Source organism: Chroococcidiopsis thermalis PCC 7203, from assembly GCF_000317125.1.
In the GTDB taxonomy this organism is placed as follows: Bacteria; Cyanobacteriota; Cyanobacteriia; order Cyanobacteriales; family Chroococcidiopsidaceae; genus Chroococcidiopsis; species Chroococcidiopsis thermalis.
The window spans coordinates 1,884,253-1,907,740 of record NC_019695.1 but is presented as its reverse complement, the minus strand read 5'-3'; the positions used below and the strand labels follow the sequence as shown (position 1 = coordinate 1,907,740).

General features: G+C 44.7%; 21 protein-coding genes. 6 read left to right on the top strand and 15 right to left on the bottom strand.

Features of this window, described 5'->3' with window-relative positions; translation table 11 throughout:
• Window positions 1–7 precede the first annotated feature (7 nt).
• Window positions 8–2,137 carry a TonB-dependent receptor plug domain-containing protein gene (locus CHRO_RS08445; RefSeq protein ID WP_015153781.1) on the bottom strand — a complete coding sequence of 710 codons (2,130 nt, stop codon included), beginning with the start codon at window positions 2,135–2,137 and terminating at the stop codon, window positions 8–10.
• A gap of 451 nt (window positions 2,138–2,588) precedes the next feature.
• Here CHRO_RS08445 and CHRO_RS08440 point away from each other — a divergent pair, with 451 nt between their 5' ends.
• Complete coding sequence (locus tag CHRO_RS08440; RefSeq protein WP_015153780.1) at window positions 2,589–3,047, top strand: DUF3574 domain-containing protein; 459 nt, start codon at window positions 2,589–2,591, stop codon at window positions 3,045–3,047.
• Between the two features lie 44 nt (window positions 3,048–3,091).
• Here the strand turns inward: CHRO_RS08440 and CHRO_RS08435 are convergent, their stop codons facing one another.
• On the bottom strand, window positions 3,092–3,493 hold the full coding sequence (locus CHRO_RS08435; RefSeq protein WP_015153779.1) for an ExbD/TolR family protein: 402 nt from the start codon (window positions 3,491–3,493) through the stop codon (window positions 3,092–3,094).
• On the bottom strand, window positions 3,477–4,127 hold the full coding sequence (locus CHRO_RS08430; RefSeq protein ID WP_015153778.1) for a MotA/TolQ/ExbB proton channel family protein: 651 nt from the start codon (window positions 4,125–4,127) through the stop codon (window positions 3,477–3,479). Before CHRO_RS08430 ends, CHRO_RS08435 begins: the two co-directional genes overlap by 17 nt.
• Window positions 4,128–4,500: 373 nt before the next feature.
• Here CHRO_RS08430 and CHRO_RS08425 point away from each other — a divergent pair, with 373 nt between their 5' ends.
• Window positions 4,501–4,845, top strand: a complete 345-nt coding sequence (locus tag CHRO_RS08425; protein WP_015153777.1) for a VOC family protein — start codon at window positions 4,501–4,503, stop codon at window positions 4,843–4,845.
• Here CHRO_RS08425 and CHRO_RS08420 read toward each other — a convergent pair.
• The 6 genes from CHRO_RS08420 to CHRO_RS08395 all read right to left on the bottom strand — a co-directional run bounded on the left by CHRO_RS08420 (window position 4,842) and on the right by CHRO_RS08395 (window position 10,519).
• Window positions 4,842–5,618 carry an ABC transporter ATP-binding protein gene (locus CHRO_RS08420; protein ID WP_015153776.1) on the bottom strand — a complete coding sequence of 259 codons (777 nt, stop codon included), beginning with the start codon at window positions 5,616–5,618 and terminating at the stop codon, window positions 4,842–4,844. The two genes, CHRO_RS08425 and CHRO_RS08420, sit on opposite strands and share 4 nt — an antisense overlap.
• Before the next feature lie 97 nt (window positions 5,619–5,715).
• A complete protein-coding gene (locus tag CHRO_RS08415; RefSeq protein ID WP_015153775.1) occupies window positions 5,716–6,555 on the bottom strand; it encodes an ABC transporter permease in 840 nt (279 codons plus the stop codon).
• A 124-nt stretch (window positions 6,556–6,679) separates the two neighbouring features.
• Complete coding sequence (locus CHRO_RS08410) at window positions 6,680–7,720, bottom strand: ABC transporter substrate-binding protein (protein ID WP_015153774.1); 1,041 nt, start codon at window positions 7,718–7,720, stop codon at window positions 6,680–6,682.
• Window positions 7,721–7,971: 251 nt separating this feature from the next.
• Entirely contained in the window at window positions 7,972–8,673 is a 702-nt protein-coding gene (hypB, locus tag CHRO_RS08405; protein WP_015153773.1) for a hydrogenase nickel incorporation protein HypB, read from the bottom strand.
• Window positions 8,674–8,777: 104 nt separating this feature from the next.
• Entirely contained in the window at window positions 8,778–9,140 is a 363-nt protein-coding gene (gene hypA / locus CHRO_RS08400) for a hydrogenase maturation nickel metallochaperone HypA (protein ID WP_015153772.1), read from the bottom strand.
• A gap of 176 nt (window positions 9,141–9,316) precedes the next feature.
• Window positions 9,317–10,519, bottom strand: coding sequence for an agmatinase family protein (locus tag CHRO_RS08395; protein ID WP_015153771.1), 1,203 nt, complete (start codon window positions 10,517–10,519; stop codon window positions 9,317–9,319).
• A gap of 577 nt (window positions 10,520–11,096) precedes the next feature.
• Here CHRO_RS08395 and psbP point away from each other — a divergent pair.
• The 3 genes from psbP (at window position 11,097) to CHRO_RS34265 (ending at window position 14,928) form a co-directional block, all read left to right on the top strand.
• Window positions 11,097–11,642, top strand: coding sequence for a photosystem II reaction center PsbP (psbP, locus tag CHRO_RS08390; protein ID WP_015153770.1), 546 nt, complete (start codon window positions 11,097–11,099; stop codon window positions 11,640–11,642).
• A gap of 177 nt (window positions 11,643–11,819) precedes the next feature.
• Window positions 11,820–13,628 (top strand): aspartate--tRNA ligase, encoded by a 1,809-nt coding sequence (aspS, locus tag CHRO_RS08385; protein ID WP_015153769.1) that lies wholly within the window; start codon window positions 11,820–11,822, stop codon window positions 13,626–13,628.
• A 247-nt stretch (window positions 13,629–13,875) separates the two neighbouring features.
• Window positions 13,876–14,928 carry a DnaJ C-terminal domain-containing protein gene (locus CHRO_RS34265; RefSeq protein WP_015153768.1) on the top strand — a complete coding sequence of 351 codons (1,053 nt, stop codon included), beginning with the start codon at window positions 13,876–13,878 and terminating at the stop codon, window positions 14,926–14,928.
• Window positions 14,929–15,018: 90 nt separating this feature from the next.
• On the opposite strand, the gene CHRO_RS08375 is transcribed toward CHRO_RS34265, so the two are convergent.
• From CHRO_RS08375 to CHRO_RS08350, 6 genes are all read right to left on the bottom strand, one after another.
• Complete coding sequence (locus tag CHRO_RS08375) at window positions 15,019–15,558, bottom strand: peroxiredoxin family protein (protein WP_015153767.1); 540 nt, start codon at window positions 15,556–15,558, stop codon at window positions 15,019–15,021.
• Window positions 15,559–15,731: 173 nt separating this feature from the next.
• On the bottom strand, window positions 15,732–15,917 hold the full coding sequence (locus tag CHRO_RS08370) for a hypothetical protein (protein WP_041462405.1): 186 nt from the start codon (window positions 15,915–15,917) through the stop codon (window positions 15,732–15,734).
• Window positions 15,918–15,991: 74 nt separating this feature from the next.
• Window positions 15,992–17,551 carry a phytoene desaturase family protein gene (locus tag CHRO_RS08365; RefSeq protein WP_015153766.1) on the bottom strand — a complete coding sequence of 520 codons (1,560 nt, stop codon included), beginning with the start codon at window positions 17,549–17,551 and terminating at the stop codon, window positions 15,992–15,994.
• Window positions 17,552–17,719: 168 nt separating this feature from the next.
• Entirely contained in the window at window positions 17,720–18,463 is a 744-nt protein-coding gene (gene ubiG / locus CHRO_RS08360) for a bifunctional 2-polyprenyl-6-hydroxyphenol methylase/3-demethylubiquinol 3-O-methyltransferase UbiG (RefSeq protein ID WP_015153765.1), read from the bottom strand.
• A gap of 158 nt (window positions 18,464–18,621) precedes the next feature.
• Window positions 18,622–19,539 carry a hypothetical protein gene (locus tag CHRO_RS08355; protein WP_015153764.1) on the bottom strand — a complete coding sequence of 306 codons (918 nt, stop codon included), beginning with the start codon at window positions 19,537–19,539 and terminating at the stop codon, window positions 18,622–18,624.
• Window positions 19,540–19,659: 120 nt separating this feature from the next.
• Window positions 19,660–21,186, bottom strand: coding sequence for a galactose oxidase-like domain-containing protein (locus tag CHRO_RS08350; RefSeq protein WP_015153763.1), 1,527 nt, complete (start codon window positions 21,184–21,186; stop codon window positions 19,660–19,662).
• A gap of 876 nt (window positions 21,187–22,062) precedes the next feature.
• Between CHRO_RS08350 and der the strand changes: the two genes are divergently transcribed.
• On the top strand, window positions 22,063–23,421 hold the full coding sequence (der, locus tag CHRO_RS08340) for a ribosome biogenesis GTPase Der (RefSeq protein WP_015153762.1): 1,359 nt from the start codon (window positions 22,063–22,065) through the stop codon (window positions 23,419–23,421).
• The last annotated feature ends 67 nt before the right edge of the window (window positions 23,422–23,488 follow it).

The window sequence follows — 23,488 nt, the reverse complement described above, 5'->3', positions numbered from 1 at the left end:
ACAACGACTAGAAATTAGAAGAAATACCAATCCGATAGGTTAAACCAGGTTCGTAGATTCGATTGGATTTTTCATAGGCGCGATCTGCTAAATTTTCTAGATAGACTGTTAATCCCAAGTTGCTTGTAATTGGGATTCGCGCCCCTAAATCTAGACTCAACCAAGAGGGAGAGAAATCGGTATTGCTATCACCCGGGTTATTAAAAAAAGCTCGTCGCGCTCCACTATAATAGCTGGCAAATAAATTAACTTCCCATCCTCCCGATTGATAACCTAAACCGATTTGTCCTACGGAATAGGGAACTAAACCAAGCTGTAATCCTTCTTCAATTCCAGACTTAATTTTTGCATCGGTATAAGTATAGTTGAGAAAAGTTGACCACTGCGGATTAATTTGCCATTTCAATGCTGCTTCTAAACCATTAGTATTAACTAATCCAATGTTCGTCCACCGACCTGCTTGAATGCCCAAGCGATCTGTTAAGCTACTGCCGAAATAAGTAAACTGTCCGGTTAAATTCTCGGCAAATTTGACATCAACTCCTGCTGTCCATGAAGAACCTACTTCTGGTTCTAGATCTGGGTTTGGCAACCAATTATGTACCGTGTCGTAAACGTACAGTTGATCGATACCAGGATCGCGCTGTACTGATGCCCAACTTCCCCGTAAAGCTACACCTGGACTCATTGCCCATCGTAGCCCAACGCTAGGATTTAAATAACTACCAAACTCGCTAGTAAAATTTTGTCTCAATCCTAGATCGGCTTGAAAATTATTGGTAATTTTCCAGGTGTTTAAAGCAAATAATGCAGTTTGAAATCTTTCTCTTTCTTCTTCTTCATTTAAGTTGACTCTATTCGGAGCCGTACTTAAAACATCACCATTTAAAAAGTCATTTTTGACATCTATGCCCCAGCGTAAATTATTACTAGTGTTAATTTTCCAATCGTGTTCTAATCTTGCAGTTACAGCTTGAGAATTGAGCGTTCCCGTACGATAAAAAATGTTTTGTGTAGGACCGTAGGTATTGAAATAATCTTGATTGTAGGCGACTGTAGCTCTAAGAACGGAATCTTTTCCATTGCCTAGCAGAGTTTTCCAAGATAAACCAATGTTAAAAACATCGTGGTCTAAGCGATCTCTTTGCAGGGGAAAACCAAAGTACAACAAACCGCGACGACTGCTAATTTTATATGCATCTAAACTGAGAGTATTGCGAGAATTGAGATCGAGACTGAGGCTACCAAAGTAGTTACTAGTTGCAGTATCACCGTTAAATAAACGTCCATCTGAATCTCGATTTGCTGCTCCTTCAGGGACGCGATAATTGTTCTCAGCATCGTATTGTTCAAAACCAAGACTATATTTTAAATTCCCACCACTGCCACCATAACTAATACGATAGTTATCTTGGTCATAAGAACCGTATTCTACTAAACCGTTGAGCTGGGGAATCTCAGAGCCTTGCTTAGTAACAATATTGACAACTCCGCCAAACGCTTGCGAACCATATAAAGTAGAACTCGTACCACTCGATAATTCTACTCGTTCGATAGACTCTACAGGAATACTATTTAGATCGGTAGCGCCGTGGTAAGTGTTAACATTAGACCCGATCGGTCTACCATTGAGTAAGAAAACTGACTGGTTGATCGAGCTTCCTCGATAATATGTTCCCGTATGAATATCTGCGCCAAAACCTGCATCATTAATTGCAAATCCTGGTAGATTGCGTAAAATTTCTGCAACACTATTCGGACGTTGTTTCTCAATTTCTTCTTTAGGAATGATGTAGACGGGACTTGATGTTTCAGGAATTGTCTCTCTTTTTCCTTCAACCTCGATATAAAGTTCATCAGTGTCCTCAATAGCAGGTTCTTCTACTTCAGAAGATATTGATTGTGCCACATCTATTGTTGGTGACGCTCGTTGCGTTAACCATATAGCATCAGTAGAAAACTTTTCTCGTTGGCTCAAGCGTGGTAGTTTTGGTTGTGAATTACTTCTCGCTCGATGCAGTTTCAGCTTTAGCGCGATCGCATTTTTTTTTCTATCTTCTAGTTCATTTGCGAGTGCAGCAGAGCCTACGGTTAAACTCAACAATACTGTAGGCAATAACAAAATTTTCAGTCCCATCTTCCTCAATTTGCCACTCTCATGCTTTTCTTATAGTTTCAGTTATGTCTGAGGCGATCGCATTTATCAAAAAATATCGGCTAAACGCACACAAACATACATGCAGGCTTGATATTTAGCCGCGTGGTTGAAACATTCCTCTAATTTGCTTGTTGTTTTTACGGACAAAGTGCGTTTGCACTTATACCAATCATGGCGATCGCAGTTGAATTTAGTCAAAAGACAAGCTGTCATACTTTGTCATTGGTCATTCGTCATTGGTAAAGACAAATAACGTCAGCTTCAGTAAAAAGATAAGTGTAGGCGATCGAGAAAAAACAAAGACTAATTTTTGTAATACGTTATTACAAAAAGTTTATATATATCTAAAACTTAAGGCGTATATCTGAAGTATTAGTTAGCAGCCATTACAAATAGATCGTCGGACTAATTCAACAAATTGAGGATAGAAATGAATATTACCTTACTTACCAGACGCAAAATTCTAGGTGCGTTTTTTCTGTCTGGCTTGTTGTTAACAGGTTCAGTTAGCTACATACATCAAGTTAGCGCTCAAACCCCAGCAGCAGAAACTACTACCAACAGCGAAGCATACGTTAGAGAAGAGTTGTATTTTGGGCGATCGCAACCCGGAGGAGGAGAAGTCACGGAAGAACAATGGCAAAAGTTTGTAGATACTGAAGTGACACCTCGTTTTCCCGATGGATTAACAGTAGTAGATGCTTACGGTCAGTTTCTTAACAGTGCTGGAATTCTAGCTAGAGAAGATTCTAAAGTTTTAATCTTGCTCTATGTCAGTACTCCAGAACGAGAAAGATCCATTCAGGAAATTATCGACGCTTATAAGTCAAAATTTCAACAAGAATCGGTTTTGCGCGTTACAGACGTACCCGCAAGAGTTAGTTTTTAATCGGCGATCGGTGTAGAGACGTTACATGTAACGTCTCTACACTGTTATTCTCTCTGCGTGGCGATCGCCAGTCTTGCGTTTGGTAATTGCCTCACCACATCCATCACGGATACAACTTGTCCGTGGTTGACTGATTTATCGGCATTGACTATCACGAGTGCCTCTTGGTTTGGCTGTGCTAGCTGTCGTAATTCTCCATTGAGTGCTTGGAGTTGAGTCGGCTTGCGATTGACAGCGAGTTGACCTTTGGCATCAATTGTGATTGTAATGGGTGCTTTTGGTTGCGTTTGAGCTGATTGTGACTGGGGTAAGTTGACTGACAACCCCTCAGAACGAGTGAGAAATAAGGTTGACATGATAAAAAATGTCAAAATCGCGAAGATTACGTCAATCATCGGCACGATGTTAATCTGTGCTTGAATTTCTGGCTCATCTTGCAGACGCATAAGTTTCTCCCCGTTCGTAAAGACGACGATAGAGTAGTTCTAGCTGACCGCCATACTCTTGAATTGATGCCATTTGCCGCACGTACAATCCTCGAAATGTATTGGCAAATAGCAGCGTAAAGATAGCGACTACCAAGCCGGAAGCTGTTGAAACCAACGCTTCGCTGATCCCACCCGTGACTCCAGCGGTTTGGCTAGCCCCAACATTGGCAATGTTGAGGGACGCGAAGGAGGCAATCAAACCCAAAACCGTACCGAGTAGACCTAATAAGGGTGCAATGCTAATGATCGTCTCAAAGATAGTGTTAAATCGCTTCAAGACAGGAATTTCTGCTTGTGCTTCACTTTCTAGGGCAAGGCGAAACTCTTCAGGTGTGGGGCGTTCGAGTTCTAAGGCAGCGAGAAATATGCGTGCCATAGGCAAGTCAGCATTTTGCTTCAGCCTTTCGATCGCGGTGACGACATTTTCTAAACGGTAGAGGTTTAATACCTCACGGATGACGCGACGCTGGCGCTTATTTATCCGTACCCAAAAAATTGCCCGCTCGATAATTAGGGCGATCGCTAAGATGGAAAATCCGAGCAGGGGCCACATAACCACGCCGCCTGCGGTGAACAGTCTGTTGAATAGCATGTATTGTCTCTGCAATTACAAGTAATTTGTTGCTAAAGATTCCTATCTACTGCAAGTCATTACAGTATTTTATCGGGTAGAGTCGCAAAAATAGATCGAGTCAAGTAGAGGAAAAGTAAATCTTTATTTTTCATATCAGTTCTGACATCATCTAAACTTGTCGGATACTCATCCCCAAAGTTGTGATGCTAAAACCTTGCACAACCAGACGAGCAGCCTTAACGAGAATTAATAGGATTTGTCAGCTATCAGTGTAGAGACGTTACATGTAACGTCTCTACAAAGCGATCGGTCAACCAATAACCATCAACCAACATTTATACATTTAAATGTTGCAAGATCGATAAGGAACTAACTTTATCGAGGGAATTTCATGACAGCACAGTTTAAGCACGTCATGTTGATGGTGACGGACGTTCTAGCAACGGTGAAGTTTTATCAAGAAGGATTAGGACTAAAAGTAAAAATGGCAAGCCCTGGATGGGCAGAATTAGATGCTGATGGTACGACGATCGCGCTACATGCTGCGGAGAGTCAAGCGCACACGGGGAATTCTCCGATTTTGAGCTTTCATGTAGACGATGTTTATGGGGCGATCGCCAATCTAGAAAATATGGGCGCTAAACTCGAAGGGCGCGTCCGAGAACCTTCTTTTGGAAAAGTCGCCGCCATGCGGACTCCTGACGGACATTTACTCAGTTTACTTCAACCCGCTTAAGAAGCCACAGCCAGGGCTTCCTGTGAGTGTCCCCGGAGTAAATCCATCAATTCGTCGCAGTAGTCGTGGAATATAGAATGACGCTTGACGGTGTGGGTGCGTTCGGGGAGTTTAATTGAAATCTCTTTTCTTACCGTACCAGGACGAGCGCCGAGAGCGTAGATCCGATTCGAGAGGAAGACAGCTTCTTCCACATCGTGGGTGATCGTGAAAATGGTGATGTTGGTACGCTGCCACAGATCCAGCATGAATTCATGCATGGACTCTTTAGTGTGAATATCTAAAGCACCAAAAGGTTCGTCCATCAGTAATACTTTAGGTTCCGAGGCGAGAGCGCGGGCGATCGCTACCCGTTGTTTCATTCCACCAGATAACTCCTTGGGTAGAGATTTGGCAAACTTAGTCAGTCCAACTACGCTGAGGTAGTAGCTGGCTCGTTCTCGCCGTTCCCGTTTTGACCAGCCTTGAAGTTTGAGTCCAAATTCAGCATTTTCCTGTACGTTCATCCAAGGGTAAAGCGTGTAGTGCTGAAACACCATACCCCGATCTGGTCCTGGTCCTTGAACGCGCACGCCATCGATTTTCACTTCTCCCGCTGTTGGCAAATCGAGTCCGGCAATCTGGCGCAGTAGAGTAGACTTACCCGAACCCGATGCACCCACAGCACAGATAAATTCACCCCGCTCGATTGACATATTAATGTCTTTGAGGACTGCCAACGTTCCCGATTTTGTCTCGAAATTTTTATGGAGTTTGGTGATTTGTAGATACATGGTAATTGGTAATTGGTAGTTGGTGAGTAGCTAGTGACTGGTGGCTAGTGGCTGGATTCTTTATCTAGTTACTAGTCGCCAGTCACTAACCACTAATTCATCTCTTCTGACTTGCCCACTTACAAGAAACGCGCAGGAGCCATTGAAATAAGAGGTCAAAAGTGAGTCCGATAATTCCAATGACAATTAAGCCGACAAAAATTTCATCAGTTCTGAGGAATCGACCCGCGACGCTGATTCTACGTCCCAAACCTTCGGTTGCAGCAATTAGTTCTGAAACAATGACTAATTGCCATGCGGCTGCAAGGTTAATTCGACAAGCATCAATGATTCCTGGCAAAACGTGAGGAAAAATAACTTGAGTTAGTGTCTGCCAGCGATCGCCACCTAAAGTATAGGCAGCTTCAATCAAATCTTTTGATACAAACTTGACCGTATCCATCACCATTAAGGAGTTGAAGAAAAACACGCCGATGAAAATTAAAGTGATTTTCGGTTCTTCTCCAATTCCTAAATAGAGAATGAGCAAAGGAATGAAAGCAGGCGCGGGCATGTAGCGCATCAAACCAAATAATGGTTCTAATAAGGCACGAATACTCGCAAAACTGCCCATCAACACCCCAACTGGAATCGACAACACGACTGCTAGCAAAAACCCTACGCCCACTCGCCAGAGACTTGCTACAGTATCCTTCAGCAGTTCGCGAGTCCTCCACAATCGCCCAAATGCTTCGAGTACCTTAGCAGGCGAGGGTAGAAACTTGGGGTCTACGCTACCAAATGTTGTCACCAGCCACCAAATCAGCAACGGTAATCCGATAGAAGTCGCAACTAGTAAGGTGTTTAATGGTCTGGGAATATCTTCAGCCAACCGCCAAAAAACCGTCGGGCTAAGCGTTTTTGGATTAGATGGGGGACGCATCGAGCCTGTGTTCATATTGAAAAATTACAAATTGGGACAAGGAAGTTTCAGGAACTTCAGGAACAACTACCAACTACCAACTACCAACTACCGCTTCTCTACACCCTTTCTTCACTGAGAACTGCTAACTGATAACTGGTCACTGTTTCTTGGCGTATGCTTTCACAAAGCGATCGTCGAAGAGTTTAGTTAGGTCTGGTTTTTGTTTAGCTAAGCCGACTTCTTCAAGAAATTTAGTCATTTCTCCGGCTGCATACATCAGCGAAGTCATGTTGTTACCTGGTTGAAAGGCTTTGAGGTTTTCTTCCACAGTAAATATCTTGGTTCCTTTGGCGTATTCTTCATATTCTGCAACGCTAACCCCGGCACGTTTTGCCATAATTTCTGTTGCTTTGGCTGGTTCTTTTTGCATGTAATCGAGAGTAGCGAACCAGGAATCGACCATTGCTTGCACTTTTTCGGGACTTGCTTCTAAAAACTGACGGCTGACAACTAGATGGTCGGGAATTGCTCCAGGAAATTCTTTGGAACTAAAGAGTTCTTTACTGCCAGGACGCTTTAAGGCTTGAGTGGTAAATGGTGCAAACACTGCAACTGCATCTACTTGTCCACCGACAAAAGCGGCTGCGGCTTGTCCTGTTTCTAAGGGGACAAATTGGATGTCTTCTGGTTTCATGCCTGCTTTTTTCATTTCTAATAACAATAGGAAATGATCTACAGCGCCTTCTTCTGCGGCAACTTTTTTGCCTTTCAAATCGGCAATTGTATTGATACCTTCGCGAACGATGACCTTATCGTTACCTGTAGAGTTGTCGTTAACGAGTACGACGACTTTATCTGCACCACCGGAAACGGCACTGATTGTATCGTTGAGCGTCTGGCTATTGGCATTAATTTGTTCGGTTGTGAGAGCATTAATAGATTCTAAATAGCCGTCAAACCATTTCAAATTGACTGAAGCTTTGTTTGCTTCAAAGAGTTTTTGCTCTTGGGTAACTTGCCAAGGAAGCCAACCAGGCCACGCACTGAATCCCAAGCTAGCAGCGTTAGGAGTAGCATCACCAGAAGCAGCAACATCGGTGGTAGTGGTAATATAAACGGCGGGATTAGTGCAACCTGCTGCGATCGCCAGACCGATGACAAAAAGCAAAATTGATTGAATTACCGATCGCAGTTTCATTGCTTTTTCTACTAAAAAGTGTATTTACTGACGCGATCTTTCAGCTAAAAATCTTACAATCTAATACGCTTTAGACTAACGGAGTAAGTTTTTTTTATCCGTTACTTTTGCTACACTTTTTAGAGAATTTGAAGCTTTTAGTTATTTAATATTTTTCTAAAAAAGTTGGACGGTTACAGCAGAAACTTCGGCATATATTAAGTATGCCAAAATTTCTATTTTTAGATTTAAAAACTAATATTTTCTCTTTTCTAATCTCTGATTCTACTGACCTCTAGCTCTTTTTTAGCAATTTGCGATCGCACCCATTCAAACCATACTGCTAAACCCTCTCCCGTCTTCGCCGATACGGGAATAATCTTCACGTTTGGGTTAATTTGACGTACATTTGCCACTATTGTGTCAATGTTCATATCTAAATGGATTGCTAAATCGATTTTGGTAATGAGCAAGCAATCAGCTTCGCGAAACATGATTGGATATTTCAGCGGTTTATCTTCTCCTTCCGTAACACTTAGTAAAGCAACTTTGGCGTGTTCGCCTACTTCAAATTCAGCCGGACAAACTAAATTTCCAACGTTTTCTACTAGGACTAAATCGAAATCAGCAGGATTGTATTGATGTTCTAATTGATGAATGCCACCTGCCACCATTTTTGAGTCTAAATGGCAAGAACGTCCAGTATTAATTGCGATTACAGGTACATTGTATTGACGCAGGCGATCGGCATCCAATTCAGTAGTCATATCACCTTCAATGACAGCAATTTTGAGATCGTCTTTTAAAGCTGCCAATGTTTTTTCGAGTAATACTGTTTTACCAGCGCCAGGGCTACTCATAACATTGAAACAGGTAATTCCCCACTCATCAAAATGGGTGCGGTTGTGGTCAGCTCCTTCCTGATTGGCATGGAGTAAATTAATCCCGAGGGCAGCGTCAAATGTTTGGTGCATAACTAGGGGTGTGGGGTGTGGTTAGGACAAGGGAGACAAGGTAGACAAGGGAGAGGGGGGAGACAAGGGAGGTAAGGGAGCAACTACCAATTACCAATTACCAATTACCCTTCATCCTTATTTGAATATTCAATGCGATCGATTTTTAGTTCTCGTCCAGAGCGAATGTCTTCCATAGGAGATTTACACTGCGGACAAGCATATTGCAGTCCAATTTCAGGACGATATTCTTGTTGGCAATGATGGCAAAAGGCAATTAAGGGTGTTTCTTGAATTGCTAGTGTTGCCCCTGCAAGAAAGGTATTGCGCGTTTGAACTTCAAAGGCAAATTCCAAACTGGCAGGCTCTACGCAGGTAAACCGACCTACAATTAGGTGAATTCGGGAGATTTGGGGTTTTTCTGGCTGTGCTTCCCACCAGTCGCGCACGGTAAGAATCAGCGCTTTGGTCATGTCGGTTTCGTGCATAGAGAGGGAGTAGGGAGCAGAGAGCAGGGGAAAGAGAGCTGAGGGGCTGAGGGAGCTGAGGGAGCAAAAAACAACCGTCAACCATCAACCGTCTTCACGGAGTGTAGCGTTTACCGTCAACTACCAATGACAAATGACGAATGACAAATGACAAATGACAAATGACAAATGACAAACTAAGTCCAAGCCACAAGTTCGGGTTGGGATTCGGGATGAATGTAAGCTGGTTTCTCTTTGCGGGGTAGTTGTCCCGATAGGACAAGATGCGCCATTGTATCGCAAATTACGCGGGTTGCCATTAGAGAGGTGATATCGCTGATGTCGTAAGGGGGCGATACTTCCACAACTTCTAGACCGCAAACGGGGACTTTTTGCACGATTTTACCCAGTAGTGACAGGGCTTCGCGGGGTAACAAACCGCCCGGTTCGGGCCAGCCAGTACCAGGAACAAATCCTGCATCTATACAATCGATATCAAAACTGATGTAAACGCAGTCTGTACCGTCTGTTGCTCTTTGAATCGCAAATTCTGCGGCTGCGTCTAAGCCCATTTCGACGATATCTGTAACTGTGAGAATATTGGTAGCACGATCGCGACAGACTTTCACCCCGTTTCTTGGGACTTGCCAACCACCAATGCCCAGTTGGACTAAATTCTTAGCTGGCGCATTTTTCATATTAGTGGCGTGAAACCACGGGCAAGTATGCATCCGTTCGTCTAAATCGGTTTCTTGGGTGTCTACGTGGCGATCGAAGTGAATGATACCAACTTTTTTATCTCCTAAATGGCGACATACACCCCTTACCGTGGGGAAACCAATCGAGTGATCGCCACCCAGAATAATTGGAAATGCCCCCGAACTGAAAACATGGGCAACGCCTTTAGAAATTTGATCGAAGGATTTTTCGTTGTTGGCGGGAATGGTGAAGATATCTCCCACATCGCAAATTGTAATTTGTTCGCGTAAATCGATACCCAACTCAAAGTTATAAGGCGTGTACAAAGCAGAAATGCGGCGAATACCTTGAGGTCCAAATCTGGTTCCAGGGCGATAGGTCGTACCGGAGTCATGGGGAACGCCAACGATCGCCACATCGTAATTTCCTACCTGACGCACATCTTCTAAGTATGGGGCTTTGAGGAAAGTATTAATTCCGGCGTAGTGGGGTAACTCACCACGAGAAAAGGTAGGAATCGTGCGATCGCGGATACTCTGTGCTGCTTCTAATCCGTATTCTATCCCTTTCGATACCTCTTGCTGCCATCCTGTCATCGGCAGTCGTGTTTCTAATTCTAAAGCGCGTTGGGCTTCAGTAGGGGGTTGATGATTGTTATTGTCTGGACTCTGAAACAAAGGATTTTCAGAATTATGAGTCATGCGATCGCCCTCACTTAATTTTTCAAAATTTTTCAAACTAGATTAGGTCGCTAATTATGCAAAAAGCCCAGGAGTATAACATCAGTCGTCACAACTGATATTCCTCCCAGGCTTTTCTCCTTCCGTGTCACTCGCTACTCAACTAAAAACTCAGAAAATTTTTAGCATAGCCAGTTTGCTTCTCTTGGACCTGCATTTGCTAAGCGAGCTAACAGCGTAAGCTGAGACGCTACAAACCGGAACCCTAGAAGCTTGTGTATTATATACTTGTCTTTTAGCGGTATTCCATACTTAATTGAAAGCAAACTCTGTTTACTTTTGAGTTTGCTTCTCTGTAGTATTTGAATGCTGTATACAACCTGCTAATAGCGACATTATCAACCGCCGTATCAGACAACTGTATTAAATGTTACTAAATTTAGTAAATATCTAAATTTCATCACATAACTGTCTGCTATCTTTCTGGAGTCGTGAAGGTTACTGGGATGGGACAATACAAATCAGTTGTCAGTTATCAGTGTAGAGACGTTACATGTAACGTCTCTACTTGTTCCCACACTCACTACTTACTATTAAAATGTTGAAACGGATTGCATCGATTTTACTTGTAGTACTGATAGCGCTGAGTCTATCGGGTTGCGTACTATCAACTGCTGGACTCAAAAGCTTTGTCGATAGCGTTGATGGATATGAGTTTTTGTACCCTAATGGCTGGCTTCCAGTTAAAGTGACAGACGGTCCCGATATCGTATTGCACGATTTGATTGAAACCACAGAAAATGCTTCTGTGGTTATCGGTTCCATAGCAGATGGCAAAACCCTAGCCGATTTGGGAACTCCTGGCGATGTGGGTTATAAACTCGGCAAAAGCGCGATCGCACCGCCTGATTCAGGACGAGAAGCAGAATTAGTCAATGCTGGGCAGCAAGACTATAACGGGAAAACTTACTACATTCTAGAATATGCTGTAAAGTTACCCAATCAGCAACAACGGCACAATCTTGCTAGTGTTGCCGTTAGTCGTGGCAAACTCTTTACTTTCAACGCCTCCACCACGGAACAGCGTTGGCAAAAAGCCGCACCAAAGCTACAGCAAATGGTTAAGTCTTTTACAGTGTATTAACAGCGCCCGTGTCCATATGCCAGTACGCCTACGCCCGAATTTATGCGTGGGCTATTCTGACTTGTGTGAAAAATGACCAATAATAAATGACCAATGACCGATCGGAATGCTAGATAATAGGAAGGCTTTGTCAATTTTGAGCATTGTCATTACTAACCTGAGTTTGAATCCATAGTTATGCGAACCCACTATTGCGGCGACCTCCGCACAGAAGATATTGGAGCAACAGTTACCCTATATGGTTGGGTAGACCGTCGCCGCGATCACGGAGGAGTGATTTTCTTGGATTTGCGCGATCGCACGGGACTCGTCCAAATTGTTAGCGATCCTCAACGCACTCCCGATTCATATCGTCAAGCGGAAGCACTGCGGAACGAGTATGTGGTCTGCATTACGGGTAGAGTTACCCAGCGTCCTCCAGAATCTCTCAACCCCAAGCTACCGACAGGGGAAGTCGAAATCTACGCCGATAAAATTGAGTTGCTCAACGCTGTCAGCAAACAGCTACCCTTTCAAGTCAGTACGGCTGAAACCGAGTCGGTACGGGAAGAATTGCGCCTCAAGTATCGATATTTAGATTTGCGTCGCGATCGCATGAATCGCAACCTGCAACTCCGCCACCAAGTTATCAAAGCCATACGCCGTTTTCTAGAAGACGCACAAGGCTTTATTGAAATCGAAACCCCCATTCTTACCCGTTCTACCCCTGAAGGCGCGAGAGATTACTTGGTTCCCAGTCGCGCCAACCCGGGTGAGTGGTTTGCTTTACCACAATCGCCGCAACTATTCAAGCAATTACTGATGGTGTCGGGGTTTGACCGCTACTATCAAATTGCCCGTTGCTTTCGCGATGAAGATTTACGGGCAGATCGTCAGCCAGAATTTACCCAACTAGACATGGAAATGAGTTTCATGTCTCAAGAAGAAATTTTGGAGCTTAACGAAAGTTTAGTTTGTCATATTTTCCAGACAGTTAAAGGGATCGATCTACCCCGTCCTTTCCCTCGCCTCACCTACGCCGAAGCAATGGCACGCTACGGTAGCGATAAACCCGACACCCGCTTCGACCTAGAATTAGTCGATGTTTCCGATCTCGTCAAAGACTCCGGCTTCAAAGTCTTTTCTAGTGCTGTAAAATCTGGCGGGATTGTCAAAATTCTGCCTATCCCCAACGGCAATGAAGCCATTTCTAACGTGCGGATCAAACCAGGCGGCGATTTATTTAAGGAAGCCGAAAGCGCAGGTGCAAAAGGACTTGCTTATATTCGCGTCCGTGAAGATGGAGAAATCGACACAATTGGTGCAATTAAAGACAACCTCAGCCCCGAACAAAAACAAGAACTCTTGAGTCGCACTGGGGCAGAACCAGGACACTTATTACTATTTGGTGCTGGAGTTACAGATGTAGTTAACAAAACCCTAGACCGCTTGCGACAAGTTATTGGCTGCGAATTGGGGCATATCGACCCCAGCAAAATCAATTTGTTGTGGGTGACAGATTTCCCCATGTTTGAATGGAATGCCGACGAAAAGCGTCTAGAAGCGTTACACCATCCCTTTACAGCCCCCCATCCTGACGACCTGCACGACCTGAAAACAGCCCGCGCCCAAGCTTACGATTTAGTCTTCAACGGCTTTGAAGTCGGTGGTGGAAGCTTACGGATTTATCAACGGGAAGTCCAAGAACAGGTCTTTGCCGCAATTGGTTTGTCGATAGAAGAAGCTTATAACAAATTTGGCTTTCTCCTAGAAGCATTTGAATACGGCACTCCTCCCCACGGCGGGATTGCCTACGGATTAGACCGTTTGGTGATGTTACTTGCCGGGGAAGAATCAATTCGGGATGCGATCGCCTTTCCAAAAACACAACAAGCCCGTTGTCTATTAACTGACGCACCCTCTGGAGTGGACGCAAAACAGTTGAAAGAATTACACGTCGCTTCGACTTATCAACCAAAAGCGGGAGTCGGGAGTCGGGAATTGTAGAGACGTTACATGTAACTCTCTACAATTCCCCTTTGTCTTCTCCCTAACCCTTAGTAGGGCAATTGCGATCGCGACTTGAGCAAGAACCGAACTCGATTCAATGTAACCGTTTGCTAAGTTTAGGGCAGAATGTATATACCCGAAACTATCCCTACTAGGTGCTGATTTGTCGCCTACACAGTGCCTTAGTGGGCTTATCCCTACACATAAAATTAGGTTGAATCGCACTCAGGAGGCTGATAGCTAGATGGCTGCTACTGATTTTAAGGACTATTACAGTATTTTGGGAGTCAACAAGACTGCCAGTAATGATGAAATTAAACAGGCTTTTCGCAGGCTAGCCCGTAAATTTCACCCGGATGTTAACCCAGGTAACAAGCAAGCCGAGGCGCGATTCAAGGAAGTTAACGAAGCTTACGAAGTCCTTTCAGATCCAGACAAGCGCCGTAAATACGACCAATTCGGTCAGTACTGGAAGCAAGCCGGACAAGCTTGGTCGCCTGGTGGCGCTGGTGCTGGTGGGGTTAATGTTGGTTTCGACGATTTTGAGTTTGGCAGATACGGCAGTTTTGATGAGTTTATCAACGATCTGCTCGGTCGTTTTGGTGGTGCTGGCGCACCTGGCACACCTGGCGCACCTGGCGCACGAACTGGTGGGACTCGTCAGACATATAGTTATACCACTTCTGGAAGAAGATCGTCTGGAACGGGCGGTTTTGACGGCTTCACCGATCCCACTGTTGGTTTTGACGGTTCCGCAGCTAGCACCGACAGAGAAGCCGCGATCGCCCTCACTTTATCAGAAGCGTTTCACGGCGTACAGAAACGGTTGAGTGTTGGGAGTGAAACTATTGAAGTCCGCATTCCGCCAGGGGCAAAACCTGGTAGCCGCGTTCGCGTACGGGGTAAGGGTTTAGTTAATCCTGCTACGCAGCAACGAGGCGATTTATACTTGAAAGTGGACATTCAACCGCACTCTTTCTTCAAGTTTGAAGGCGACAATCTCGTCTGCGAAGTGCCAATTACTCCCGATGAAGCAGTTCTTGGTGCAGCAATTGACGTTCCTACTCCCGATGGTTCTGTCAAGCTTAATGTTCCAGCTGGAGTTCGTTCCGGTCAATCTCTACGTTTACGCGGTAAAGGTTGGACTCTACCAAAAGGTGGACGCACCGATTTGCTAGTAAAAATTGCGATCGTTCCACCCAAAGATTTGAGCAGTACGGAGCGGGAGTATTATGAAAAGATTCGCAGTAGTCGCAGTTTTAATCCCCGCGATCGCTTGCCACAAGTACGGTTGTAAACTAGTATTACAAAATTATGTAGGGGCGCACAGCTGTGCGCCCCTACTTTAGCTCCTATTTTACAATCCACATTAAATTGGCAGTAAAATCTAATCAAGTACTGCTAACATTTGCTCTACACTGGCATTGTGGTCGAGGAAAGAAAACAAGTGTTTGTAAAGCAATCTGCCCTGTTTATCTAATACAAACTGAGCAGGCAAAGGCGCACCTAGAGCTTGCCCCGTGCTGTATGCTCTAAATACATTGCAGCTAGGATCGCTCAGTAACGGCATTCTTAAACCTAAATCTCTGACTACGATCTGACTTTGTTTTTCATCAGTACTCGTAATCATTAATAGTTCAATTCCGCGATCGCGAAAGCGATCGTACTTCTCGTTTACATCTTTAATATGTGGGAAGCAAAAAGGACAATATTGCTTTTCCGTGAAAATGCGCGTGAAAGCTAAAATGAGAGGTTGCTTACCCCGATATTCTGAAAGCTTAATTTCTCTACCATTAGTAATATCTGGCAATCGAAAGTCTGGTGTTATTGCACCCAAATCTAAACTACTAGTAGCTGGAATTGGCAAGAAATTACGAAAAAAACGCTCGTTGAGTAAGCCGCTAAAATCGTTTGAAGTGAGTACCATCTTTCTAAATAGCGTTTGACAAAACTATATTTTACCGAAGCAGAAGATAGGAGACAGGAGCCAGAAGACAGAATGTTTTTTTGGTTATTAGTCTTATTCACCTAACACCTTAGTATCATAGCAATTCTCGATTGCGTGCGTGACATTTGTAGGGGCGCTTTCTCTGTGCGCCCCTACAAATCGTGTGTTTTACCCAATCGAAAACCGCTATCAGATGGAAAAAACACGATCGAATTTTTCTGTCTCACCAACTTTAACCCAACCCCAGGAGATAACTCGATCGCCTCCTGAATTACCTCTGCTAACACAAATAGATCGGGATAAGCGATCGCCTTTAAAACAATAAAAAAACATTGCAAAGTCGTAGCCAGTTCTTGAATTGATTTAGCTTGTCTAACTGCCGTATAAAAGAGAGAAGAATGCAGATCGTAACCTATAAATCGCGCATGACTCGCATTGCTGCATTGTGTCCTGCCGCACCAATCACCGAACCTGCGGGGTGACAGCCTGCACTAGCTGAGTATAAACCCTGAATCGGCGTAGCATATGGCAAGCGATCGTTAAATCCAAAAGAATTATCGACGTGATGAATGTGTCCGCGTGTCAAACCAAAATGCTGTTCTAATCTCTGGGGATGGAGGGCAAAAACTTCTTGAACGAGATTGGAAGTACCAGGGGCAAAGCGATCGCAAATTGATAGCAAATGTCTTACATAATTCTCTTCCTCCTCTTCCCAAGTTGTTCCTTGTAATTCGTAAGGAACCCACTGCACGAACAAAGCTGAATTATGATGCCCTTGCCCGTCTTGTAAAGAAGGATCGAGAGTTGTATGAATGTACCATTCAATCGTCGGAAATTCCGGTAGTCTTCCCGCTTCCACATCCGCAAAAGCTTGATACAGATGCATCATTACTTCCGATTCGTCCGGTAATAAATGAATCGTCGTACCGTACTGACCCCGATTTTCAGGCAAACAGGTAAACTGGGGCAGTTCTCGCAAACACATATTGACTTTAAAAGTCGTGCCATCTCGCAAGTAACTATCTAGCCTGCGGTTGTAGTCGGCAGCAAAATTCTCCGTACCGACAAGTTGACGCATCCGAAATGGATCGGCATTAACAATGACAGTTTTAGCAGTAATCTCAGTGCCATCCTGCAACACGACACCCGTTGCTACATTCTGAGATACTACAATTTTATCTACGCCGCGCCCAGTTTCAATTTTTGCCCCAGCTTTCACCGCCGCCTCTGCCAGACGATGAGTCACAGTCCCCATTCCGCCTCGTACCACCATCCAAGTTCCATCACTCCCGGGGAGGCGACACATATTATGGACGAGAAAATTCATCCCCGTACCTGGAGTATCCCAAGTACCGAATACCCCTGTAAATCCATCGGTGACAGCATACATTGCTTTAACTAAATCGCTTTTAAAATCAAAGCGATCGAGATATTCGCCAACAGACTTGCGACACAGATCGACAAATATAGATTTTAAATGCGATCGCACGTATTTTTCTGCTGTCTCTTCTATCGATAGCGGTTCCTCTAACCACGTCGGGGCAATATCCTCTCTCAACTGTGCCAGTTCTTCTTGCAATGCCAAATTTGCTTGCCAATCAGCCTCAGAAAAAAAGGCAGTAAACTGCTGCTGCATCTGTGCTGTATCGGAACCAAACAGCAGGTAGCGCCGATCTAATGTCGGGACAAAATAGTGAGGATCGCGCCGGATCGTTGGTAGATCGATATCTAAAATTTTTAGTAGTTCTGGTGGCATTAACCCCAATAAGTACGCGCCTGTAGAAATACCTAAGTTGGGTGCAGTACGAAAAGGTGTTTCTGTCCGACAAGCCCCACCAATCGCCTGTTTTTCTTCCAGAACCAATACGTTCAATCCTTGACGGGCAAGTAGTAATGCCGCTACTAATCCATTATGCCCAGCGCCGACGATCGCAATATCTACAGAATGCTTCATATTAATGTTTGCGGTCATATGCTGTCACGGATTGAATTCAAGTTCCAGCATTCTGACTTTTGACTTTTGACTTTTGTACGGACAGGTTTACGAAGAAACTCTACTCAGAACAGACATTTTAAGTAGACCTGCCCCTACAATCTTGACGCACTCTACGCGATCGCGGGGCTAGACTTTAGCAGTTTTTTACGATCGCGCTGTTTTTTCTGCCTTGCCAATATACATAACTGACGTATTGTCTGTAATGCTTGCCCTCAAACTACCCGTTCTCTTATAGTGCCAGAAAGTAGCGATCGCATCCCAGGGTGAACTTCCAAATAGGCTAAAGCCTTTAATGTCAATATTCGTAAAACTCTGCTGTTGCATCAAACTCGTTAACTCCTCTGGTTTGATGAATTTCTCCCAGTCGTGAATCCCGCGATCGATCGCTTTGACGACTCCCTCCAAAAACCAAATCATCATCAACTGCGATTGCACAGTCCTGTTTATCGTGTCAAAACAAAACGTTCCTCCAGGCTGCAAGACGCGATGAATTTCCATGACAGTTTGTTGCCAATTCGTGACGTGTTCTAAGACATCGACACAAACAACCACATCAAAATAGCGATCGGCATAGGGCAGATCTTCGGCATATCCACACTGATAGTCAATCTCGAATCCAGAAGTTGCAGCATGGGCTTTCGCTGCGGCAATACAACTCTGAGAGCGATCGATGCCAAAAACCTTTGCACCCCGTGCAGCTAAAAATTCGCAAGAAAACCCTCCACCACAACCAACATCCAGAACTCTCAGCCCTTGCCAATTGGTTAAATGGCGATCGAAATACTGAAAGCGAAGGGGATTAAGGCGGTGCAGGGCGTAGATCTTAGCATCAGGTTGCCACCACTGGGCAGCACTGCGATCGTAAAACTCTAAATCGTTTTTTTTCACTAGCAAACAAATCAGTTGTCAGTTATCAGTTACCAGTGTAGAGACGTTACATGTAACGTCTCTACAGAGTTATCAGTTATCAGTTATCAGTTATCAGGGAGCAGGGGACAACTACCAATTACCAATTACCAACTACCAACTACCAATTACCAATTACCCTATGTAGTCCGCATTGCCACCCTAGCAGCATCAAAGTCTACCAGTTTAGCCATAGCGCCACTGCCTAAATCTACAGTATAAAGAGCATTTGGTTGTATGTATCTCGGTGCGCCAAAAGCAATCAGCTGGTTAGCGTTGTTGCATAATAGGCTTTGCAAGCCATTACCCCAAGAGTTGTTATTCAACCGCAATTGTACTAACGGCGTGACACTAGCTTGCGCTAAATTAATTCTGACGAGAGTAGTAGCACCGTTAGCAACGGCAGTTGTATAGATCGTGCCGTTGGGACAGATTGCTAAGGTACTATATTTTTGGTCAGATGGTAGGCTGAGTCTGACATTAAAAGTTCCTGTATTGGGGTTAACTTCTACCAGTCTTACAGGTGGCGTACCGTTCTTATTTGCAACCAAACCGAGAAGCACGCCATCTGGAGTTACCATTAAACTTTCGAGTCTTTGCTGGGGTGTGAGTCCTGAAACTGTCACCTCAGCACGCGATATCCCAGGAAAGCTGAGACGTGTCGGATTTCTGCCTTTCCTTCTAGTGGTTCTAGCGGGAGTTATGGCAACCACAGGCGTACCGTCGATTAAGTAAGCAAAACCGCTGATACTCTCATCCGTGGGCATTGCAGAGGTTACTCCCCTCTGGCTTCTCCCTGTTGGCAAGTCAATCGAGCTAATAATGACTTGCTGGGATGTATCAGAGGTATCGGAGGCATCGCCCGTCTCCACAGAAGGACTGGAAACATCGGTACGACTGGAATCTGGCGTAATAACAGTTCCCCTAGAACTAATGCCCGCGATCGTCAAACCTGGCGTTTGTGCCGAGGTTTTGCTAGCTAAATAGCTAAATCCGGCAATTGTAGTTGTGGCAATCGCCAATTGTCCAAACCGACGACGAGAAATTCTGATTTCCATATGCAATAAGTGGTGCGTGGTGCGTGTCTGGTGGCTAGTGACTAGTGGCTGGTGACAAGAATTGAGTCCAGTTACTAATCACTAGTCACTAACCACTAATAACTGTTCACTGATAACTGATTACCTAACCCTTATCCATCTAGCTACTGAAGGTATGCGACTGTTATTGCTGACAAACAACATGTACCAGCCAGCAGGGGCAATATTGCGATTAGATGTCAGAGTCACGGATAGGGAAGTACTGGTTCTAGAGGCGATCGGCAAATCTACCAGCCGTTGTTCTGTATCTAGTCCGTGGGTTGTTGCCATTGGTCTAATTAAGCTGACCCATTGGATGTTCTGTGCCTGGGGAGTCGTGACTGTGAATGTATTGCCCAGGGAGATTTCTGCGGGTGCGTTCTGAATTGTCGGTCGCGTTTGCGAGATGTAAGGCGGGCTGTAAATTTCAATTTGCCTGTCCTCACAAGGTAGTGATGGCGTGCCTGGAAGGTTGCCATTGCTATCGCATTCATTTAACCGCCTGGGATTACCACCTGTGGTGACAACTCTGCCATCTGGTAGCAGTAAGGCAACGGAGTGATAGAGGCGAACTCGGTTAGCTGGAGCTGTCAGCGTCCAAGTATTGGCGATCGGGTCGTAGATCTCTGCGGTCAGCGTGGCAGCATTCCCTGCTTCATCAAATCCGCTACCGTTACAAACTAAAACCGTGCGATCGGGCAGAATTACGGCGTTGTGGTGCTTGCGAGCAAAATTGAGCGATGGTGCAGCTGCATATGCAGGGTTAGTTGCGTTTAAGTTGATGATACTGACTCTATTAGTTGCCTGATTGGGATTTCCTCCCCCAATCACCATGACTCGTTGGTCTTGAGCTGGTGGAAGCAGTACGCTAGCAGCTTGAGCGCCAGAGTCAGGCTGTTGCAATGCACCTACGGGTGTTTCGGTAATTCTTTGATTGAAGTTTCCTGGTAAGGTGAGCAGGCGAGCGGAAACACCATTGTTAAAAGCAAAATAGCCTCCGGTATAAAAAACCTGCCCCGTAGCGGTCAAAATTAAATGGGCGTAAAGCTCGAAAGGACTGGTAGCTTGAGAAAACGCTCTCCAAGAGCTGGAATATATTTCTGGGTTGATTGCTAGATTGCCATTCACATCCAGCCCCGATAAGGCAAAAATTCGACCGTTGCCCAGCGTTAAAACTGTAGGATACCAGCGACCGTACTTCATTGAGGCTATGGCTGTCAGCTGCTCGTTACTCGGATCGAATAAAAAAGCAGCGGTTGCTCCATAGAAAGGGTCGTATTGCAGAGTTCCACCTGCAATCATTAAGCGACCGTCAGCGCGAAACGATTGTCCGGCACAGAAAAGATCGATGGGTAGTCCAGAGGGATCTGTTGGTGGTGATTGACTGGTAAACGTGCCGCTGTTTACATCCCAAACCACGCTGTTGAAGGGCGAATTAATTCGCGTGGGATTATTTCCCGAACCAGTGAAAAAAAAGACTTTTCCCGTTCGTAATAATGCTGCATGGACGGGGTTAATCGGGACTTGATAGGACAGAAGTTGCCAGCTACCTACACCACTGCCTTGGGCTATTAGCGTCCCAGTGCCAAATTTCTTGGTAGGTAAATTAAGTAGTTCGTGCTGAATCACTTAAATTTGTATCCTCCTGATGTCAGTTGTCAGTTGTCAGTTACATGTAACGTCTATACAAAGTTGTCAGCCATCGGAGATCGGTGCAGTAAGATGATATGTCGCGCCTCTCTATAGCAGTCCTATTTGATTCATGAGCGGAGCAGGCTTCTAGTCTGCGGCAGGCTAGAAGCATACTTTACAAATCATTTAGAACTGCTATATCACTATTAGCTAGTAGCTAATAGCTCGTAATTAAGACTAAATTGCGATCGCGTCGATCTCCTTTGTGCTGACTTTCTGTAACTAATTAGTTTTGTCTGTTGTACTTCAGCCCTGAAATGAAGACAAAAAACTCTGATGACTGCTATTAGCCTAAAGTTTACTTTTGATTTGTGGTAGATCTGACGTTCAAATGCTTGCCGAGAGCCACTCGACAATTTCCTTGGTTAAGTCTGAAAATAACTTTAATCCGCGAATATCTTCTCAATATACACGACATATTGTCAAACTCAACTATTTTTTTGACAAAGTTTATACCGACAAATCATATATTTTATTCGTGCAAATTTTGCACGTTTAGCTTGAATCTTTGCAAAAACTTTGTCTTTTTTTGAAACAAAAGCACGAGAAGATAGCCAAGTTCCAACAAGAGTTAGAAAGAGGCAATTTTTACTGCTTTGTCTCATTTGTTTAAAGGAATAATACAGGAAATCCGCGATCGCGTAAAACTGAATTTGATTTAGTTTGTTTAAGTAGTTTGTCAAAAAAACTACTTTACTTAAAGAATATTTCAATCGAAAAAAAGATTTTGCCCAAAAATTCTCTTTCAACTCAAGTTGCGATCGAAACTCTAGAGAGTCGCTACAATGAAAGTTTGATGCTTCAGCCACTTATATGCCTTTGCCAATTGTTGCCATAGTCGGTCGCCCTAACGTGGGCAAATCTACGCTTGCTAATCGCCTGGCTGGAGTACAGGAGGCGATTGTCTATGACGAACCAGGCGTGACGCGCGATCGCACTTACATGCCTGCGTACTGGTGCGATCGCGAATTTTTGGTAGTCGATACAGGCGGCTTGGTCTTCGACGACGACACCGAATTTTTACCCCTGATCCGACAGCAGGTCATGGTAGCTTTGAGCGAAGCCAGTGCAGTGCTATTTGTCGTTGACGGTCAAACCGGACCACTGCCAGCCGATGAGGAAGTGGCGGCGTGGTTGCGGCAACAATCCTTACCCGTGCTACTTGCTGTCAATAAATGTGAATCACCCGAACAAGGTCTGATGCAGGCAGCGCAGTTTTGGGAACTAGGACTAGGCGAACCGTATGCTGTCTCTGGCATTCATGGCAACGGTACGGGAGATTTGTTAGACCAACTGATCGCCCACTTACCCCAACCTGAAGAAATTACTCCAACAAATGAGATTGCTGTAGCGATTGTCGGTAGACCGAACGTTGGTAAATCTAGCTTGTTGAACGCTTTTGTCGGCGAAAGTCGAGCGATCGTCAGTCCAATTTCTGGTACGACACGCGATTCAATCGATACCGTGGTCGAACACCAAGGACAAACCTATCGCTTAATCGATACAGCCGGAATTCGCAAAAAGAAAAACGTCGAATACGGACCCGAATTTTTTGGTATCAATCGTGCTTTTAAGGCAATTCGCCGCGCTGACGTGGTTTTACTCGTCATTGATGCGCTCGACGGCGTGACCGAACAAGATCAAAAACTCGCCGGACGTATTGTTGAAGAAGGACGGGCTTGCGTTCTGGTCGTGAACAAGTGGGATGCGATCGAAAAAGATACATACACAATTTACGACTACGAAAAAAACCTGCGAGAGCGAATGCAGTTTCTAGACTGGGCAGAGGCAATTTTTGTCAGTGCCACGACCGGACAACGAGTAGAAAAAATTTTAGAATTAGTAAACCGAGCCGCCGAATCTCACAAGCGTCGCGTCTCTACAGCAGTTGTCAACGAAGTAATTGAAGAGGCTTTGAGGTGGCATTCTCCCCCAGTAACTCGCCAAGGACGACAAGGAAGAATTTATTATGGCACGCAAGTCAGCGTTCAACCTCCAGCGATCGCGTTATTCGTCAACGATGCCAAGCGCTTCAACGACAACTATCGTCGATACATCGAGCGACAATTTCGCCAACAACTAGGTTATACTGGCACGCCGATTCGGTTATTCTGGCGTAGCAAACAAGCCCGCGACGTAGAAAAAAGCTCAAATCGCGCTACCCGCGTGTAGGAGAATTCGGAATTCGGAATTCGGAATTAAATTCTCCCCCTCAGCTCCCTCAGCCCCCTCAGCCCCC